The 18639-nt window shown below is 56.2% G+C and carries 20 protein-coding genes, 1 rRNA gene and 1 riboswitch; of the genes, 5 read left to right on the forward strand and 16 right to left on the reverse strand.

What is annotated here, in order from left to right:
- Positions 1–319: ribosomal RNA gene (locus RRY12_03885) — 16S ribosomal RNA — on the reverse strand; the annotation flags it as partial.
- 437 nt (positions 320–756) lie between these two features.
- On the opposite strand from RRY12_03885, the gene RRY12_03890 reads away from it, so the two are divergent.
- Entirely contained in the window at positions 757–1212 is a 456-nt protein-coding gene (locus RRY12_03890) for a GNAT family N-acetyltransferase (protein MEG2183796.1), read from the forward strand.
- Positions 1213–1317: 105 nt separating this feature from the next.
- Positions 1318–2247: a DMT family transporter gene (locus RRY12_03895; protein MEG2183797.1), complete on the forward strand. Its 930-nt coding sequence runs from the start codon at positions 1318–1320 to the stop codon at positions 2245–2247.
- Here the strand turns inward: RRY12_03895 and RRY12_03900 are convergent.
- Positions 2228–2572 carry a DMT family protein gene (locus RRY12_03900; protein MEG2183798.1) on the reverse strand — a complete coding sequence of 115 codons (345 nt, stop codon included), beginning with the start codon at positions 2570–2572 and terminating at the stop codon, positions 2228–2230. The two genes, RRY12_03895 and RRY12_03900, sit on opposite strands and share 20 nt — an antisense overlap.
- Positions 2573–2718: 146 nt before the next feature.
- Here RRY12_03900 and RRY12_03905 point away from each other — a divergent pair, with 146 nt between their 5' ends.
- The 3 genes from RRY12_03905 (at position 2719) to RRY12_03915 (ending at position 7936) form a co-directional block, all read left to right on the forward strand.
- Positions 2719–4086, forward strand: coding sequence for an FAD-dependent oxidoreductase (locus RRY12_03905; GenBank protein MEG2183799.1), 1368 nt, complete (start codon positions 2719–2721; stop codon positions 4084–4086).
- A 61-nt stretch (positions 4087–4147) separates the two neighbouring features.
- Positions 4148–4247, forward strand: a riboswitch (NiCo riboswitch).
- Positions 4248–4317: 70 nt separating this feature from the next.
- Positions 4318–6795, forward strand: a complete 2478-nt coding sequence (locus tag RRY12_03910) for a cation-translocating P-type ATPase (GenBank protein ID MEG2183800.1) — start codon at positions 4318–4320, stop codon at positions 6793–6795.
- Between the two features lie 136 nt (positions 6796–6931).
- Positions 6932–7936, forward strand: a complete 1005-nt coding sequence (locus tag RRY12_03915) for a proline racemase family protein (protein MEG2183801.1) — start codon at positions 6932–6934, stop codon at positions 7934–7936.
- A 75-nt stretch (positions 7937–8011) separates the two neighbouring features.
- Here RRY12_03915 and RRY12_03920 read toward each other — a convergent pair whose 3' ends face one another.
- From RRY12_03920 to eutL, 14 genes are all read right to left on the reverse strand, one after another.
- A complete protein-coding gene (locus tag RRY12_03920; protein MEG2183802.1) occupies positions 8012–8464 on the reverse strand; it encodes an ethanolamine utilization protein EutQ in 453 nt (150 codons plus the stop codon).
- Between the two features lie 16 nt (positions 8465–8480).
- Complete coding sequence (locus RRY12_03925; protein ID MEG2183803.1) at positions 8481–9704, reverse strand: ethanolamine utilization protein EutH; 1224 nt, start codon at positions 9702–9704, stop codon at positions 8481–8483.
- A gap of 32 nt (positions 9705–9736) precedes the next feature.
- Positions 9737–10276 (reverse strand): BMC domain-containing protein, encoded by a 540-nt coding sequence (locus tag RRY12_03930; GenBank protein MEG2183804.1) that lies wholly within the window; start codon positions 10274–10276, stop codon positions 9737–9739.
- A gap of 1 nt (position 10277) precedes the next feature.
- On the reverse strand, positions 10278–11627 hold the full coding sequence (locus RRY12_03935) for a 4Fe-4S dicluster domain-containing protein (protein ID MEG2183805.1): 1350 nt from the start codon (positions 11625–11627) through the stop codon (positions 10278–10280).
- Positions 11628–11634: 7 nt separating this feature from the next.
- Positions 11635–11913: a EutN/CcmL family microcompartment protein gene (locus RRY12_03940; GenBank protein ID MEG2183806.1), complete on the reverse strand. Its 279-nt coding sequence runs from the start codon at positions 11911–11913 to the stop codon at positions 11635–11637.
- 13 nt (positions 11914–11926) lie between these two features.
- Complete coding sequence (locus RRY12_03945; protein ID MEG2183807.1) at positions 11927–12670, reverse strand: hypothetical protein; 744 nt, start codon at positions 12668–12670, stop codon at positions 11927–11929.
- Between the two features lie 18 nt (positions 12671–12688).
- A complete protein-coding gene (eutJ, locus tag RRY12_03950; GenBank protein ID MEG2183808.1) occupies positions 12689–13501 on the reverse strand; it encodes an ethanolamine utilization protein EutJ in 813 nt (270 codons plus the stop codon).
- Positions 13498–14151, reverse strand: coding sequence for a phosphate propanoyltransferase (pduL, locus tag RRY12_03955; protein MEG2183809.1), 654 nt, complete (start codon positions 14149–14151; stop codon positions 13498–13500). Before pduL ends, eutJ begins: the two co-directional genes overlap by 4 nt.
- On the reverse strand, positions 14148–14924 hold the full coding sequence (locus RRY12_03960) for an ATP-binding protein (protein MEG2183810.1): 777 nt from the start codon (positions 14922–14924) through the stop codon (positions 14148–14150). The genes pduL and RRY12_03960 overlap by 4 nt, the downstream gene beginning before the upstream one ends.
- A 90-nt stretch (positions 14925–15014) precedes the next feature.
- The gene (locus RRY12_03965; GenBank protein MEG2183811.1) at positions 15015–15299 is read right to left on the reverse strand and encodes a BMC domain-containing protein; all 285 of its coding nucleotides are present in this window, start codon (positions 15297–15299) and stop codon (positions 15015–15017) included.
- 146 nt (positions 15300–15445) lie between these two features.
- A complete protein-coding gene (locus RRY12_03970) occupies positions 15446–15745 on the reverse strand; it encodes a BMC domain-containing protein (protein ID MEG2183812.1) in 300 nt (99 codons plus the stop codon).
- Between the two features lie 39 nt (positions 15746–15784).
- Entirely contained in the window at positions 15785–17272 is a 1488-nt protein-coding gene (locus RRY12_03975) for an acetaldehyde dehydrogenase (acetylating) (GenBank protein ID MEG2183813.1), read from the reverse strand.
- A gap of 1 nt (position 17273) precedes the next feature.
- Positions 17274–17975, reverse strand: coding sequence for a BMC domain-containing protein (locus tag RRY12_03980; GenBank protein MEG2183814.1), 702 nt, complete (start codon positions 17973–17975; stop codon positions 17274–17276).
- Between the two features lie 3 nt (positions 17976–17978).
- Positions 17979–18629: an ethanolamine utilization microcompartment protein EutL gene (eutL, locus tag RRY12_03985; GenBank protein ID MEG2183815.1), complete on the reverse strand. Its 651-nt coding sequence runs from the start codon at positions 18627–18629 to the stop codon at positions 17979–17981.
- Between the last annotated feature and the right edge of the window lie 10 nt (positions 18630–18639).

Below are 18639 nucleotides of genomic sequence, written 5' to 3' on the forward strand. Positions count from 1 at the left end.
CAACCTCTCAGTCCGGCTACTGATCGTCGCCTTGGTGGGCCATTACCTCACCAACTAGCTAATCAGACGCGAGGCCATCTTTCAGCGATAAATCTTTGGTATGTCTGGGATGTCCCAATCATACTTCATGCGGTATTAGCAGTCGTTTCCAACTGTTGTCCCCCTCTGAAAGGCAGGTTCCTCACGCGTTACTCACCAGTCCGCCACTAAACATTCCCATCAATTGACCGAAGTCTCTTTCAAGGGTGTTCCGTTCGACTTGCATGTGTTAAGCACGCCGCCAGCGTTCGTCCTGAGCCAGGATCAAACTCTCCGTTTGATTTCTGGCGTGTTGCTCTCAAATTCGCTGACGATTTCGTCTTGCCGCTTGCGCGGCTTGACTAGTTTCTTTAGGACCCTTCACTTTTTACTCTTCTAAAAGAAAAGTAATGATGAAGTTTCTTTTGCTTTCTCTTTATTCTTTTTGTCATGGTGCCGCTTGCTTTGGTTTTTTCGGCGATGTGCCGTCCCGCGGCGAAGCAAGGAGTAGTATATAACGCTTTGGACTCCGCGTCAACCCTTTTTTAAGGCTTTTGGATAAGGACACCCGGCTTAGTGCAAGGCTTTTTTGCCGCTTTCTTTGCTAATATAGCGTATATCTTTGCTTACAAATTTGCTGATTTACAGGCACGGAAACTTTACCATTTTGCCGCAGGGAGGCCGTGATGATTTTCAACGCTGTATAATATGCCTATCAAAAAGATCGGAGGCGCTTGCATGAAATGGCAGATCAAGGTTTTTGACGAACTTACGGCATCTGAGGTTTATGATATTTTAAAGCTTCGCTGTGAAATTTTTATTGTCGAGCAGCAGTGCCATTATCCTGACGTGGACGGAGCGGACCGCGGCGCGTGGCAGCTCTTTTCTTATGCCGACGACGGAGGCCTTGCCGCCTCTATGCGCATCCTCCGGCCGGGGGTCACTTACGACGCTCTTGCGATGGGCCGCGTCGCCGTCGCGCCTCAGTTCAGAGGACGCGGGCTTGCGCGGGCGATGATGGAGCACGCGATAGATTTCGCGGCAAACAGGCTCGGGGAGAGAATAATAAAGATCGGCGCACAGGTTTATCTGATGGATTTTTACACCTCTCTCGGCTTTCGTCCGATCTCCGAAGAATATCCCGAAGACGGCATCCCGCACATTGATATGGCCTATGAGGCCGATGAGATTTAAGGAATCTTTTATTTGAACCTATTTATAGATGCAGCATAGCTTTTTGCCGCGCGTGGCTCTATTATATTGGGCGTGTTTATTCAATCGTTATAAGGGGAGCTTTGCGTGGCTAAAAAAGGAATGCTGCATATTTATTTTATGGTGGTGCTTGCTATACTCTTCTGGGGAGCGAGCTTCGCCGGAGCTAAGATGGCGCTGGAACAGGCCTCTCCGCTTCTTGTTATGACGCTGCGTTTTGTGCTCTCTCTTCCGGTGCTGGGAGCCGCCGCGCTTTTTATGGGCGAGATGAAGCTGCCTTCGGCAAAACAGGCGGCGATACTCGCTTCGCTTGGTTTTTTCGGCTTTTTCTTTCATCTCGGCATCCAGACTGTGGCGATGCAGACGTCGGGAACAGCGAACGCGAACTGGCAGATGACGGCCTCGCCGGCCCTTACGGCTCTGCTTGCCGCGCTCTTTCTTAAAGAAAAGATAAACGCGCGGGGCATTTGCGGTATAATCACGGCCTTTCTTGGCGTGGCGCTCGTTCTGAGCCTGGGCACGCGCGGCGCAGCCGGACTTTCCGCCTATAATTTTGGAGACTTCCTCATTACAGTTTCGATGCTGAACTGGGCCTCGTTCATGGTGATAACGCGCTGGCTTTTCAGCAAAGAACAATACCCTCCGGTCTTCACTCTCTTTTGGGAGATGATATTTGCGACGCTTATGTGCCTGCCGCTGCTTGCCGCGACTCACACGGGCATTTCCGTCGTCACGGGCTTTCGCTGGCAGACGTGGGGCGCGCTTGCGCTGCTTGGCTTTCTATGCTCGGGGCTTGCCTATCTCTTTTGGTACATCGCCGCCGCGCGCATACCCGTGGCGAAGCTGATGGTCTTTCAGTTTTTACAACCGCTGGTCGGCGTGCTCGTTGGATATTTCGTCATCGGCGAACGTTTTACCTTCTGGCTGTTTATAAGCGGCGCTATGATAATTTTGGGGGTATGGCTCGTCAATACTCAGCCGCACGCGCAGGATGCTCTCAATTCCCACGAAAAATAAAAAATACCGCGCCGAACATGCAGAGTGACGCCCATAGATAGTTGAGAGTCAGTTTTTCTTTCATCACGAAGACGGTGAAGCCGGCAAAAACGGCCATCGTTATTATCTCCTGCATTATTTTGAGCTGCGGCAGAGAATAGAGCGTGTGCCCCATCCGGTTTGCCGGCACCTGAAAGCAGTATTCAAAAAAAGCGATGCCCCAGCTGATGACGATGGCGGCGATGAGAGGCTTCATCCCAAGATATTTTAAGTGCCCGTACCAGGCGTATGTCATGAAAATATTTGAGACAAAAAGCATAATGATCGGAGCGGCGTATCTTATCATAAATTATCTTCCTTTTACAGACGCAGATTAAGCAATTTTACTCAGCATTGGTAATTATAGACTATATCCTTTTATATGTGACTGAGATATAATATGTACTATTAAATATTACATATAAACAACTAACTCAAAGGGGTGCTCTGTACATGGAAAAGTTTGACGCGATAATCATCGGATCAGGCAAAGGCGGAAAGGTGCTGGCGGGTCAGCTGGCGGGGCGAAGCGAGAAGGTCGCGCTCATAGAAAAATCAGATACGATGTACGGCGGAACGTGCCCGAGCGTCGGCTGCGTACCGACGAAATTCCTTGTAAACCGCGCGGATGAGGCGCGTCTTTTCGCATTCCCTACCTTTGAGGAAAAGGCGGCCTTTTACGCCAAGGCAATAGAGGCGAAAAAGGCGCTGCGCGCAAAGCTCAACGCCAAGATGTTCGCGGCCTTCAGCTCAAACCCAAACATCGACCTCATTACGGGGACGGCGGAGTTTACCGGGCCGCACAGCGTCATTGTAAGGGGCGGAGATTTCACGCGCGAGCTTTCTTCTGACAAAATAATTATTGACACCGGCTCAAAGCCGTTCATTCCTGACATAGAAGGGCTCGCCGCGGCGAAAAAGGTCTACACGAGCACTGAGATGCTTGAGCTTGACAAGCTGCCGCGCGACCTCGTCATTATAGGCGGCGGCAACATCGGGCTTGAGTTCGCCTCTATCTACAGCCGTTTTGGCGCAAACGTGACGGTGCTGCAGGACCTGGCGGAGTTCATGCCAAACGAGGACGCGGAGATAGCCTCCTGCGTCAAGGAGGCGCTTCTTGCCCAGGGAATAAAATTCCATTTTGGCGTGAAGGTGCTGTCGCTGCGCACAACTGGAGAAAAAACAACGGTAGCCTATCTTGCGGACGGCAGAGAATACAGCGCGGCGGCGGACGCGGTGCTGATATCAACGGGGCGCGTCCCAAACACCGACGGGCTTGGGCTTGACGCGGCGGGCGTTGCGCAGACTCCGCGCGGCGCGGTGGCCGTGGACGAAAGGATGCGGACAAACGTCACAGGCGTCTGGGCCATCGGCGACGTCACAGGCGGCGCGCAGTTCACCTATATATCACAGGACGACGCGCGGATAGTATTGTCCGACATGACGGACGGCGTGAGAACCAACGTCGGGCGCAACATCCCTTACAGCGTATTTCTTTCGCCTACTCTGTCGCGCGTAGGCCTCACCGAAAAGGCGGCGCGTGCAAAAAATATAGAGGTCAAAACTGCGACGCTGCTGCCGACGTCGCTTCCGCGCGCGCATGCGATGGAGCGCTACACAGGGATGCTCAAAGCCGTGGTCGATGCAAACAGCGGACTTATTCTCGGCGTTTCGCTCTTCTGCGACGAATCTCACGAAATGATAAACATCGTGACGCTCGCGATGAACGAAAATATCAAATACACCGCTCTGCGTGACATGATATTTACGCACCCTGTAATGAGCGAGGCGATGAACGACCTTTTCGGCGGCGTAAAATAGCACGGCGCAAAACGGGTTGGAGGCTCTTGACAAGCTCTGCTGATTCTTTTAAAATTCCTCTCAATTAAACATGGAGCAGGCGATGTCGGTTTGACCGACGTGGGGCTGGGCTGGGACAACAACCCGGCAGCGTGACTGAAATTCAGGGCCGCGGGACCGTTATTAGACGATCCTGCGGCTCTTTTTATATATTCGGCGGCAGAGACATAGAAATTTAAAGGAGAGTTTTTTATGGAGACCACGGAAAAATATTGCGGACTGACAAATGAAGAGGCGGCGGCTGCGCGCGCGAAATTCGGCGCAAACAGCCTTACGGAGGAAAGGAAAAATTCCCCGCTTATCAAAGTGTTGAAGTTCTTCACGGAGCCGGTCTTCCTGCTGCTCATCGGTGCCGCCTGCATATATTTCTTCCTTGGGGAGCCTCGGGACGGCATACTCATGCTCGTCTTCGTCATCTTCATGGGCGGCATAAACATCTATCAGGAGTGGAAAACGGACAAGACGCTTTCCGCGCTCAAATCGCTCTCTTCGCCCAAAGTGAAACTCATAAGAAACGGCGCCATCATCTCCGTACCGTCGGAGGAGGTCGTACCGGGCGACGTGATGCTGCTTTCGGAGGGAGAGCGCATCTCGGCCGACGCGCGCGTGCTTGAAGCGGACGGCTTTGGCGTGGACGAATCTACGCTTACAGGAGAGGCCGATATAGTATGGAAGGCGCGGCAGGAGACTGGGGCCGACTCTCGCCACTGGCGGACGGACCACTGCTACGCCGGGACAAGCGTAGTAGCTGGGCGCGCCGTAGCCTGCGTGACGGCTACCGGACTTGCAACGGAATACGGAAAAATCGGAAAAGACGTAGCTGACGCTCCCGACCGCCCGACGCCGCTTGAAAGGCAGACGCGAAAGCTTGTCCGCGACTGTTCGATATTCAGCTTCGTCATGCTGCTTTTTGTCATCGCGGCCACATGGCGCACAGGCGCGTCGCTTGTAGAATCGGCGCTTGCCGGCATCACCATAGCGATGGCGACCATACCGGAGGAATTCCCGGTAGTTTTGACGGTCTTTCTTGCGCTCGGCGCGTGGAGGCTTGCGAAACGCAACGCGCTCATTCGGCGCATCCCGTCGGTTGAGACGCTGGGCGCGGTAACGGTGCTATGCGTGGACAAGACAGGCACCCTTACGGAAAACCGCATGACATTAAAAGAACTGACGCCGCTTTTGGGCAACGCGGAAAAACTGCTTGCTGAGACCGCGGCGCTCGCCTCGGAGACAGACCCGTACGATCCGATGGAGCGCGCGATTTTAAAGAAAGCCGCAGAAAGCGGCATCGACGTAAAAAAATTGCAGTCGCACAGGCTCGTGCATGAATACCCCTTCTCGTCGGAGTCGCGCATGATGGCCCATATCTGGGAGATAGACGGCAAAAAATACGCCGCGGCAAAGGGCTCGCCGGAGAATATTTTCAAACTCTGCTCGCTTAGCAAAACGCAGCTTGCGGAGGCGGAGCTTGCACAGCAAAGGCTGGCGGACGCCGGCTGCCGTGTGCTCGCCGTGGCGCGCGCGGAGATGAAAGAGATACCGGACAAGATGACTGACTGCACCCTGTCACTTGTCGGCCTCGCCGCCTTCATAGACCCTCCGCGCGAGAACGTGCCAGCCTCGATAAAGGCCTGCGCCGACGCTGGAGTACGCGTCGTCATGATAACCGGAGACAACAGCTCCACCGCGCACAGGATAGCCCACGAGGTGGGGCTTGGCGAAAGCGAAGAGGAACATGTGATGATAACGGGAGAAGAGCTAGACGCGCTTGACGAAAGTTCTGAAAAATTCAAAGACGTCACTATTTTTTCAAGGATACTTCCTCGCGAGAAGATGCAGATAGTAAAGGCGCTGCGCGCGCGAGGCGAGATAGTCGCCATGACCGGCGACGGTGTGAACGACGCGCCAGCGCTGAAATACGCGGACATAGGCATCGCGATGGGCGGACGCGGCACGGAGGTGGCGCGCGAGGCGGCGGACATGGTGCTGCTTGACGACAACTTCTCCACCATTGTAAGCACCATACGCGACGGCCGGAAAATATACGATAACATCCGCAAGGCTATGGAATATGTGATGGTCATACACTTCCCCATCGCGCTCTCCGCGCTTGCTGCGCCGCTTTTGGGGCTGCCGGTGCTGCTGTCGCCGATACACGTCGTGCTGCTTGAACTGATAATCGACCCCACCTGCTCGATAATATTTGAGGGACAGCCGGCGGAGAAGGACATAATGAAGAGGCCGCCGCGCCCCGTCTCGTCGCCCATCGTAACTCGCGCCATCTTCTGCAAGGCGCTGCTGCAGGGGCTTGCCATATTCGCCGCGGCATTCGGCTCCTACTATCTGCTCCTCGGCCGCGGCGAGGACCACGCGCGTACCTTCTTCCTCTCGGTGCTGGTGCTTTCTAATCTATTCCTCGTCTACGTCAACCGTTCGGAGAAAGATTTCGCCTTTTCAAAGAGTGCCGCCACGGATAAAGTCGCGTGGTTCGTAAACATCGGGATACTTGCGGCACTCATCCTCATGTCCTCGGTAAAACCTATCGCCGCGGCGACAAAGCTGAGCGCGCTTACGTTCTCTGAATTTATCCTCTGCATCGCGGCGGCGGCCGCCGCCACATTATGGTGGGAGGGCGTGAAGTGGATGCGCCGGATCTCGGAGCGGGCATAAATAAATTATCAGAATTATCAGATGAAAAACTATATAATTTTTCTTTTTTAAAAAAATAATAATATAAAGTTGCTAACACGACCCCGTAATGCTATCATTAAACAACTGTATGGAGCAATAGTTGGGAGATGATAAAATGAAAATAGGCAAAATGGTTGCCGTTGTGGATTCGCATACATGCGGAGAGCCTACGAGAATCGTCATCGGAGGCGCTCCGCTCTTTCACGGCGCGACGATGGCGGAGCGCTGGGAGGATTTTAGAAACAATCACAACGATTTCAGGCGTTTCATAATGACGGAGCCAAGGGGACATTCCGATATGTTCGGCGCTATCATGACGCCGCCGGTGAGCGCAGACGCGGATACCGGCGTCATATTCTGCGACTCCGGCGGGAGCGTCTCGATGTGCGGGCACGGCTCCATCGGCCTTGCCTCCGCGATGGTGAATTTGAAGATGGTTCCAGTCTTTGAACCATTTACCAATATCAAGCTCGATACTCCGGCGGGGCCAGTCTCACTTAAGGTCGAAGTGGAAAACGGCGAGGCCGTAAGCGTCACTTTGCAAAATGTTCCAGCCTTTGTCTATGCCTCTGACCTTGAGCTTCATCTTCCGTCTCTCGGCCATTCAATAAAATTCGACATCTGCTTCGGCGGCAGCTTCTTCGCCATCCTGAACGCGGACGACTTCGGCCTGGAGCTGGCCCCCCATGAATGCTCAAAGCTGCTGACGCTAGGCGTTGAGGCGATAGAAGAAGCCAACCGTCAATATTCAGTGCAGCATCCGCTTATCCCTGAGAATAATAAAATACTGCTCGCGGAGTTCGGCCTGCATCGGGAGGGACATGCGGCGCGCAACTGCGTCGTCTTCGGCACCTGCAACCTAGACCGCTCCCCATGCGGCACAGGGACATGCGCGAAGATGGCGCTGCTCGCATCAAGGGGAGAGCTTGCGCCCGGCGAGCGCTTTATTCACGACAGCATCCTTGGAACGACCTTTGAAGGCCATTACGAAAATGGCCCGATGATAGGGACATTCAGTTCTATAATCCCGTTTATAAAGGGCAGCGCGAACATCATCGGCTTCAACTGGCTCATAAGTCATGAGAGCGATCCGCTGCTTCCGGGCTTTCTTCTTCATTGACGAACGTTTTTATTTCGTTTCTATTATTGCCTAACAGCAAAATCCCGGAGCGTCTTGCACTCCGGGATTTTGCCGTTATATCTCCTGCCAGTTCGCCGGGTAGACGAAATAGGCGTATCTTGCGGTGTTTGGCGTCTGGAAGTGTATTTTGCTCCCCTTGGGGATGTAGATTATATCTCCAGGTTTACCCGATATGACGTTTCCGTTTATCTCGATCTCAAGAACGCCGTCAAATACGACGTCGTACTCGTCATAGGTGAGCGTCCACTCAAAGCTTGTATGATCGAGCTCCATGATGCCGCAGCCCATTCGCGGAGCCTCCTTCAGCGTCACCACGTCGCGCAGTTTAACGCCCTGCTCTCCCTGGAAGGGCTCGCATTTTACGGTGTCGCTCTTTATCAGTATGACGCCGCTTGCGTCCACCGTCTTTGAAAATTCGGGAAGCGCTGGCGCGGCCTTCGCGGCCATTCCCTGCACAACCTCGGTCACTATTTGGCGCAGCAGCTCTTCGCTTACGTTGATGCCCATAGCCTTAGCCTCCGTGCTACGCCTTGGCGTCCTGTATCTTGGAGAGCAGCATCGGGGCGAGGAAATTTGCCAGGATGACCGCCGTGACGCCGGCCACCAGTTTTCCAACGACTACAGGGAAGATCATGTCGGGATTTGCGCCGGCTGTGAATCCAAGGTGGTCGCCGAAGACGAACGCCGCCGATACGGTGAAGGCCACGTTGAGCAGCTTGCCCTTCGGGTTCATCTTGTCAAAGAGGTTGAACATCGCAATGTTGTTCGCAAGGTTGGCGACCATGCCCGCCGCGGCGTCCTCGTTCATTCCGAGGTGTTCGCCGACCTTTTCAAGCGCCTTGCCGAAGGTGCGCGTTATCCATTTCACCATCGGAAAGGCTCCGATGAGCACCGTCGCTATCTGTCCGCAGACAAGAAGCCCGGATTCAAGCGGAACGAGGCCGCCCTTTTCCTCCGGCTCCACCATCAGGTCAAAGAGCGGGAATTTTATGCCGGTCTGATACTCAAAGACAGCGATCGCCGTAACGACGGTGATGATTATCGTCACCGCGGTGCCGAAGATGTTGAATCCGTTTATCATCTTCTGCGGGATGAACCACAGCCCGATGCAGATAAGCCCCGCTATGATGATGACCGGTATCAGGTTGACCAGTATCGTGGCGAGGCTGATCTTGTAGGGCGTCATGTTCATGAGCAGGCCGCCCACGATGCAGCCTATCGGGATAGTAACGAGGCCGGCCAGCACGCCCGCGCCGAGGTATGGGCGGTCTTTGACGCTGATGATGGAAAGCGCTACGGGGATGGTGAAGACGACCGTCGGCCCCATCATCGTGCCGAGGATAAGCCCCGCGAAGTTGCCTATCGACGGATCGGCCGCCATCTTCATGGCAAGCGGATAACCGCCCATGTCACAGGCAAGCAGCGTCGTCGCAAACATCGAGGCGTCGGCGCCGACAAGCCCGTATACAGGCACTATGAAGGGCTTGAGTATTATGGCAAGCACGGGGGCGGCGGCTACTACGCCCGCCATCGCTATGGCGAGCGGCCCCATTGCGTTGAAGCCGTTGTCAAACTCTTCACCGTAGCCGAGCTTGTTGCCGCGTATTTTGTCGATTGCGCCTACCAGCATGAATATCATCATTATGAATAGTATGACGGAGTTGATGGAGACGCCCGTCATCCATTCATGGAAGCTCGTCGTAAACACCTGTGTGTTTGCGAGGTTTTTTAACAGTTCGTCAAACATTTATATACCCTCTTTCTTTTTATATTTCTCTTTTAGATGAGCTTCTCAAAAAGCTGCGGCGACGGTTTTGGGATGACCGCAACGTTTACCAAAAGCTGCTGTTCTTTTTCGGCGGCCTCTACCGCGGCGCGAACGGAGCCTACGTCGCCCGTGAGCGTCACAAAGCCTTTGCCGCCTATTGCGTATCCGGTGCGTATCTCAATGAGCGTTACGTTTGCCGCCTTCACCGCCACATCGGCCGCCATTATCGCCGCCGCTACGGAGAAGTATTCAAGCACTCCGAGCGCGCCTGTGAGCGCCGGCTTCGTCGTCATCATGATGGCCGGACATATCTGAGGGTCGATGTTTGGTATAAAAAGGCTGTCTACAAGATACTGTCCGGCGCACTGGACGCCGCTGTTCAAAGAGGCGCGCACCGCGCCGACCGAGCCGTGGACTATCGCTATATATTTGCCCGGGCAGATTGTCGCCGCGTGGATCAGCTCTACGTTCGCCGCCTTGACCATAGCGTCCGCCGTCTCTATGCCGGCGGCTATGCTCGAAAGCTCCGTCATTGCTATCGCGTTTCCCATTTCACTTCACCCCGCCTCTTATGCGCGCGCCCTGCGCGTCTACCTCAGTCACGATGCCTGCTATGCTTGCCGCCACGTTCGACGAAAGCCCCTCCGCCGCGCGCGCTATCAGCTCGCCGCATTCCACGCGCTGCCCCGCTTTGACGACCGGTTCCGCCGGACGGCCAATACCCTGTTTGAACGGGATATAGACCGCAGATGGCGTATATTCCACACAGTTTCGCGCGTGCCGGAAATAATATTTCAAAAGGTCAAGCCTTGCTGCGAGCCTGTCGGTAGGAACGAGCCTCTGATTGAACGAGGCGCGCGCCTCTGGATGCGGGTCTGGCCTCTGGTCGAGCCCGCGCGCCCGCAGCACGCCTTTGAAATATTCGTTGACGCGGCGAGGCGAAAGGTTCATCGGGCAGGAGAAGAGTTCGCAGAGGCCGCAGCCGCAGCAGTTCAGCGCGTCTCCGAAGGCTCTTACAAATTCTTCGTCCGTCTTTATCTGCCCTTCGCACCACAGGCCGCGCATCACCTTATGAGGCTCCATCTCGTGCCCGATAAGCCAGCGGGGACAGAGGTCTGTGCAATAGCGGCACTGGATGCAGGCGCTGCGCGACTGGAGGCGTATGCGCGCGAATGGAACGCGCGAACGTTTTATAAGATAGTGGTCCTCCGGCAGCACCAAAATATTGCCGGTGGTCTTCGTAACGACGGCGTCGTCTAGCTCCTGTTGTCCGCTTATCGTAAGGCCCATCATCGGGCCGCCGTTTATCACCGCGTAGTTCGTGATTTGAGGCGCGGCCTGAGCAACGCATTCCCGAAATGAGGCGCCTATCGGGACGTTGAGCATTATCGGCTCCTTCACCTCTCCCGTGACGGAAAGAAACTTCCGCGTCACGGCGTCGCCGTTTATCGCGCAAAAGAGGCTGCGCAGCGTGCCTACGTTATCAACCACGCAGCCTACGTCAAGCGGCAGGCCGCGCGCGGGAACAGAGCGGCCGGTGGCGCAATAGACGAGCACCTGTTCGTCGCCCGCCGGGTAAAAAGAGGGCAGGAGGAGAAACTCCACCTCCGCCGCAAGTTCGTCAAAGGCGCGGCGCATGGAGGCGATCTCCTCCGTATATTTTTTCTTTGTGGCAAAGACGACGCGCTTTGCGCCCACCTGAGCTGCGGCGGCGAGAGTTCCCGCCGCTATCTCGTTTGGGAAGGCGCGCATCAGAAATTTATCCGTCTCTATGAGCGGTTCGCATTCGGCGGCGTTCACAATGAAACACTCGGCCTTTGCTTTCAGCTTCGCCCATGTCGGAAAACCCGCGCCGCCTTCGCCGACCACGCCGGCCTTAAAGAGCGCCTCTATGATGTCCATCTGAGCCTCAGGCCTTTTTCTGCAAATCGTAGCTGTCAACGATAGCGGTCACTGTCGCGTCCACAGGCACGGCGTTGTTTTCCACCGCGGTGCGCGCGGAGCTGCCGCTAACGACCAGGACCGTTTCGCCAAAGCCCGCGCCTATCATGTCGGCCGCGACTATTGGCGCGCCGTCGTCTTCGCCGGTGCTTACATCTATACACTGCACGATGAGAAGCGTGAGCGCGTTGAGTTTTGCGTCCTTGCGCGTAGCCCATATATTGCCGATGACTCTCGCCACTTTCATGCGCGCACCTCCCTTACACGCGCACGAAAACTATGCCCTGCGACTGGGCGTATTCTTTTGCTAGGTCGGTTACAATGGCGCGAAGCGGTATCAGCAGGCGCGACGCGCCCGCGGCTCTCGCTCCCGCTGCGTCTTTTTCCGTTATGACGCGCTTGTCGAGCGTTAGCTCTTTTTCAGCTTTTCGTATTTTTTCCGCGGGCGCCGCCTCAGCGGCTGACGTCTGGCATGTGGGGCAGCTCTGCCATTTTGGGAAGCCCTCCTCGCCAAGCAGAGCGGGAAGCATCTGCGCGTAGGGAAGAACGGCTGCGCCGGCCCTTTGGAGAAGTTCAAGCTTGCCCAGCAGCATCTCGTAGTAGGCGCGCGGCGCGGTCGAAAGGTAATCGAAAAGTTCTACCGTCTCCTTGACGATGAAGACCTTTTTTCCGAGCAAGATGGCGCGCACCGCGGTATCTGTATAGGCGTCGTCCCAGCAGGCATCAGCTATTTTCGCAAGGTCGCTTACACCCATTGAAAAAAGGACGACGGTGGAACAGCTTTCGATATCGTCCACGTAATGCTTCGACAACGAGCTCTCGACCTCAAAACGCTCCAAGAGGGCTGGCGCGCTTCTAAGCTCCTGACAGAGCGCGCAGTCTTCCTGAGCCGCGACAAGAAGCCGCGGCTTTTTTGAGGCGGCCGCGGCGCTTGCGGCTTCGCCTTTGTTCACTTTATCGTTGACGCGATTTATTATTTCAAGCACGAGGTCGTCATAGTTCATGCACACTTACCTCCTTCTTTAGCAGTTCATTGCAATGCCGGCGGGCGTTACCAAAAGCGGATCCTCCGGCTTTACCGTCTCTATGCCGGTCACCTTTTTAAAGATCTCTTCGATGCCGGAGAGGCAGCTTGTGCCGCCGCACAGGTAGATGGTATCCGCCTCGCTTTTGTCTATATTGCGGTCTACGATGGTCGCCATTTTTTCTATTACCGGACGCACTATCGGAAGTATCTCCGCGTGGCGCGCGTAGTCCTGCTTTATGGCCTCCGCCTCCGGGAACTTTATGTGATAGTTGCCTGCGATGACCAGCGAAAGGTGCGTCCCCCCGGTGGGCTCGTCGTAGATGCGCGTGACGGCGCCGTCCTTAAAGAGCGCAAGCCCCGTAGTCCCGCCGCCTATGTCCACTACGACGCCGTTTTCTATTTGATAGACGGAGTTAGCCGCCGTCGGTTCGTCAAGTATCCGCGTCACCTCGAAGCCCGCGCCCTCCGCGATGTACTGGTGCGTGCGCGCGCTGCTTTCAGTGCCGGCCGGCATCGCTATCGCGCAGTTGGCTAGCTCTTTTCCAAGGCGCGCTTCAAGCTTCGCCTTAAGGCGGCGCACTATCTCAAGAGCGCCGTGGTAATCGACGACGACTCCGTCCTTTAGCACATCCGCCGCCTCTTTTTCACAGGCGACTGGATTGTTCTCCGCGTCAAGCACGACGAGGACGATATAGGCGGTGCCCAAGTCTAATCCGACCTTAAGTTTTTCCCCTACTGGGGAGAAGGTCTCTCGTTCCGAAGCGGCGACACGCGCCATATAGCCGTTTACGCGCGAAAGATCCATCATAGGATAGGCTCCTGCCTGACGATGCGGCCCAGCGTGAAGCCCTGGACGTCCGCCGCGTTTGCCTCATCGAAGTCGATGTGCATCCGGTAGCTGAATTTATCGCTGACACGCAGCACTACATCCTGGAGCATTATCGGCCTGTCGGTGAAGAGCTGGACGCTTACCTTCTCTCCGTTTTTGAAGCCGAGGCTTTCTGCCGTGCCAAGCGGCACGTGTATGTGGCGTTTTGCTATTATTACGCCCTGCGGTATAGTTACAGCTCCGCACGGGCCTTCGATTGTGATTCGCCCGGTGCCGTCAAGATGGCCCGATTCTCTTATGGGGGCCGCGACGCCCAGCGCTATCGCGTCGCTCTTTGAAAGCTCCACCTGCGTCTGCGTGCGAAACGGCCCAAGCACCGCTATCTTTTCCATGCGGCCCTTTGGCGAGATGAGCGTCACCCGCTCTTCGGAAAGATATTGCCCCGGCTGAGAGAGCGGCCTTTTCGGCGACAGATCTCCCTCTTTTTTGCCAAAGAGCATCTCCCAGTCGGCGCGCGAAAGATGAACGTGCCTCGCGGAGACCTCCACCTCGACGATGCCGGCAAGCTGCAAAGCCTCTATGACGCGTTCCGTGACGCGCGCCGTCATTTCGTTTACAGGGCCGCTCATAGTTTATGCTCCTCGATATAGAGGCACATCATTATATGGAGCGCGCTTGAAAGACGGTTGAAGACCTCAAGTATGTCCTGGCGTTCGTAACGTCCGCCGTCCTTAAACGCGGAGACCGCGGCTACCTCGGCCTCGCGCGCCGCCGCGCGCAGCCTGTTGATGAGGGCGTAGGCAAGCCCCATCTTGTAGTCCGGCAGACGCATGTACTTCACATGGTAAAACTTCATCGGGTCGTGCGAACGTTCGCGCAGCTCTTCCGGCGTCAGTCCCAGTATCGTTGTTACACGCAGCGTATCGGCCATCGCGTCGCTTCGCATTACTTCGCGCAGCACGGAGAGCAGCTCTTCCATCTGAGCTATGACGGCGTCGTTTCCGGGGCGTTCGGAAAGCAGCGCCTGATATTCGACTATCATCGCCTGCAACGTGTCGAGCTTTCCGCGAAAGGCTATGCGCGGATGGTTTTTCACCACCAGCATGTCGCCTTCAAGCTGCGTCATGTACTCCGGCTTTTGCATGTAGAGCGCCCCCGTTTCAAAATCTCTGTATTTGGCGCGCGCCTGAGGAACGCCGCCGCCGTCTTCGCCATGCCCGCAGCAGCACGCCTCCGTCTTGGAGACGGCCGCAGGCGCCGCGCCCTTCATTATTTTTATCTTTCTTTGCTGAAGATATTCGCGCCCCGCCGGAGAGAGGATATTTCCCTCAGGGATATAATAGGCTTCCGGTTCGCTGCGGCGAAGTTCATCCCTCAGCATTGTTTCGGTTATGACTCTCAAAAGGGATCATCTCCTCTTGCGCCTCGTCCGGCGTTATCCGAATGAGGCGCGGTGTTGGTCACTCGCTGCGGCAAATGGTGCTGCGCCGCGCTACTTTTTCAGCGTCGGCAGTATGTAGTCGACCTCCGCCGCCGGACGCGGTATGACATGGACGGAAAGAAGTTCTCCGACGCGCTCGGCCGCGGCCGCTCCAGCGTCCGTCGCAGCCTTCACCGCTCCCACGTCGCCGCGCACCATTACCGTCACAAGGCCTCCGCCTACAAAGACATCTCCTATAAGATTTACGTTAGCCGCCTTTACCATCGCGTCCGCCGCCTCTATAGCCGAGACAAGTCCGCGTGTTTCAATCATTCCAAGCGCCTGCTGGTCTGCCATTTTAGCCACTCCTTTGATCCGCGCCCCGGGACTTCCTCCCGGGGCCGGTGATATATTTCAGTCTGTGTGAAACCGTCCTCTGTAACGCGGGCTGCCGCTGTGACGCGCAAAGCTCGCGGCAAGCGGCACCGCTTCCGCTCGTAAGTTTATTCCTGTACGGATTTGGGAAGGTTCAGCGAAGGAAGCAGATAGTCCACTTCGTCCGCCGGGCGCGGTATGACGTGCACGGAAAGAAGTTCCCCGACGCGCTCCGCCGCGGCCGCTCCCGCGTCCGTCGCAGCCTTCACCGCTCCCACGTCGCCGCGCACCATTACCGTCACAAGGCCTCCGCCTACCTGCACTTTACCGATGAGGTTGACGTTAGCCGCCTTTACCATCGCGTCCGCCGCCTCTATAGCGGGAACGAGTCCCTTTGTCTCTATCATTCCAAGCGCCTGCTGATTCATCTTTTTTTCCTCCTGTATGCTGTCGTTTTAGATTTTTTGCTATACGTTTTGAAGCCTTTTTAATATCTCCGCCACCACCGCGTTCACATCCACATCGGAGATAGCCTGCGAGTCGAGGCCCGTCTCGCAGATGCCGTCCGGGCACTGCGGCATCGAGGCCTTTATCTCCGCGAGTGTCTTTAGCGGATATGCTACGAAGCGTTTGTTGATAAGGTTGAGCGGCCCGACGTTGTCCGACGTGGAGCTGCCGCCCTCGGCTCCGCAGCCAAGAGTGAGCGCCGGCACAAGGCCCGTCGTAGCGCCTATGCCGCCGAGCGAGCTTCCGGTGTTGACGATGATGCGCGTCGCCGGGATGCGCTTTGAGAAGTAATTTATTATCTCCTCGTCCTGCGTGTGGATGGAGAAGGTGTGCCCCGCTCCCTCGTAGTGCAGGATCTCCTGGCTTTTTTCACAGACCTGTTTGTAATCGGGCGCGGTGAAGAAGGCCAGTATCGGCGCGAGCTTTTCGTTCGAGTACGGATGTCCGTAGCCTATGCCGTCCTCGGCGGCTACTATTATCTTCGCCGTGTCCGGTATTTGGATGTCGGCCAGCCCCGCTATGACCTGCGCGTTTTTGCCTACGATCGCCGGGTTCATCGTGCCGTTTGCGCGCAGGATGAATTTTCCCAGCTTTTCGCGCTCGGCGTCGTCTAAGAAGTAGCAGCCCTGCCGCTGCATCTCCGCTTTCACTTCCGCGGCGTAGTCGTCGCAGCAGATAACGGACTGCTCCGAAGCGCAAATCGTGCCGTTGTCAAAGGTCTTGGAGATGACTATCTGCGCCACGGCCTCTTTTAAATCGGCGGAACGCTCGATGAACGCGGGGCCGTTGCCGGGGCCTACGCCTATCGCGGGCGTTCCCGACGAGTAGGCGGCGCGTACCATGGCAGAGCCTCCGGTGGCCAGTATCAGAGCTACGTCGGTGTGGCGCATAAGCGAGTCGGTAGCCTGCATCGTCGGTATCGAGATGCAGCCGACGAGATTTTCGTTGCCGCCCGCTTCTAATATCGCCTGACGAATGACCTTCACAGATTCCAAAATACATCTCTTCGCCTGCGGGTGCGGCGAAAAAACTATCGCGTTGCCCGCCTTGATCGCGATGAGCGATTTATAGAAGGTGGTCGACGTCGGGTTCGTCGAAGGGATGATGCCAGCTATGACTCCAAGCGGCACCGCTATTGTGCGCACTCTCTTCTCTGGGTCCCAGTCTATTACGCCCACGGTCTTTAAATTTCTTATATATTCATAGACCGCGCGGCTGCCGAATACGTTCTTTATCTTTTTGTCCGCGGGATTGCCGAAGCCCGTCTCCTCCCACGCCATGATGCCAAGACGCTCCGCGTTGCGGACGCCGGCGTTCGCTATGGATTTCGTCAGTCTGTCGACAAATTCCTGACTTTTGCCGGCGAGCTCCACCTGCGCCGCGTTCGCTTCGGCGACAAGCTGCCGCACCTCCTGGACGGACAGAAGATCTTTATCAAAGAGCTGCATGTTATCTCTCCTGTTCTCTCATAATCGCCGCTATGAGCCTCTGTTTTCCGGCCTTTCTTATTTTTTCCGCGCTAAAACCTTCAATGCGGGAGGATAACGCAAGCGTCCGCAGCTCTTTCAGCGTCATCGACGAAAGTTTCTGCTCCATCTCCGCCTCTTCGCGCCGAAGTTCTTTTTCTAGCTCGGCCATCGGCTCCGTTTCCGCGCTGTACGCGCGAGGCTCTTCTTTTGCCGCATTTTGCGGGACATTTTCTTCGGCCTTCACTTCGGCCTTCATAGGAAGCGACGAATTATCGGCGCTTCCGGGCGAAAGCACCGCCGGCTTTTTTTCTTCCGCGCGCTGCTTTTGAGTTTCTGATATTTTTTCCGGCGCGGGAACTTCCGGCGCGGCCTTCGTATCGCGCGCTTTCCACACCGGCGCTTCGCCAAGAGGAGAACGGGGCATAGCGGAGAGCAAAAACGCCGTCTGCTGCGCTGGACGCGGAATGACAGATGAAGAAAGCAGCTTGTCACCAAGCGCCGCCGATACCGCGGAAAGTGCGGCGCTCACCGCGCCCACTCCGCCCGTAATGAATACGGAACAGAGGCCGCCGCCGTCTTTTGACGCGCAGAGCAGAGAGACTTCCGCCGCCTTCAGCGCCGTATCAAGCCCGCAGACGGCAGGAACGTATCCGCGAAACTCCATCATGCCGAGCGCCTTCATCTATCAGACCTTCGGGTTTTCCGCCACGTATTCGACCGCCGCGGCAAAGGCTTCACAGGCCGCCTTACAGGCCGACTGGCTTCCGGTGAGCAGTCCTCCGCCGTAGTTCGTTTCGCTGGGCGGCGCGTAGAAGACGCATATTTTAACGTCCGCCGCTTTGATGGCGGCGTCAAGTCCGTAGACCGCTTCAAGCGGCGGCGCTATGAGGTAGGCCAGCGGCTCTCCCTCGGCGATGCCGGCCGCCTTTGAAAGGTACGATCCGGTGCGCGAGATGCAGAAGGCGTAATAGGGCACCGAGTCGTCGTCGTTTGCGGAGACGAAATGAGCCACGTTTTCCACCATGTTGACGGCGGCGGCAAGTCCGCTTTTTACTTCGGCGGGGTTTGGCCCGGCCAGTATTCCGATTATCTCTCCCGCGTACTTAGTCGTCGCGTTGCCCGCGCCGCCGTAGAAGCTCTTCGCGTAGACCACCTCTACTTCAGCGGCCTTCGTCGCTTCGTCCAGCGCCGTGTAGGTGACGTCGTCTGAGTCCGCCGTGATGAGCGCGAGCGACCGCATCCCGGGCGAGAGTCCCAGGTCTTTAGCCAGGGAGGGGTCGACGTTGGGGATTATCTTTGTTGCAAGTACGTTAGCTTTTAAGGGATCTCTTTTCATGAGCCGTGCC

The organism is Cloacibacillus sp. (assembly GCA_036655895.1).
Classification (GTDB): domain Bacteria; phylum Synergistota; class Synergistia; order Synergistales; family Synergistaceae; genus JAVVPF01.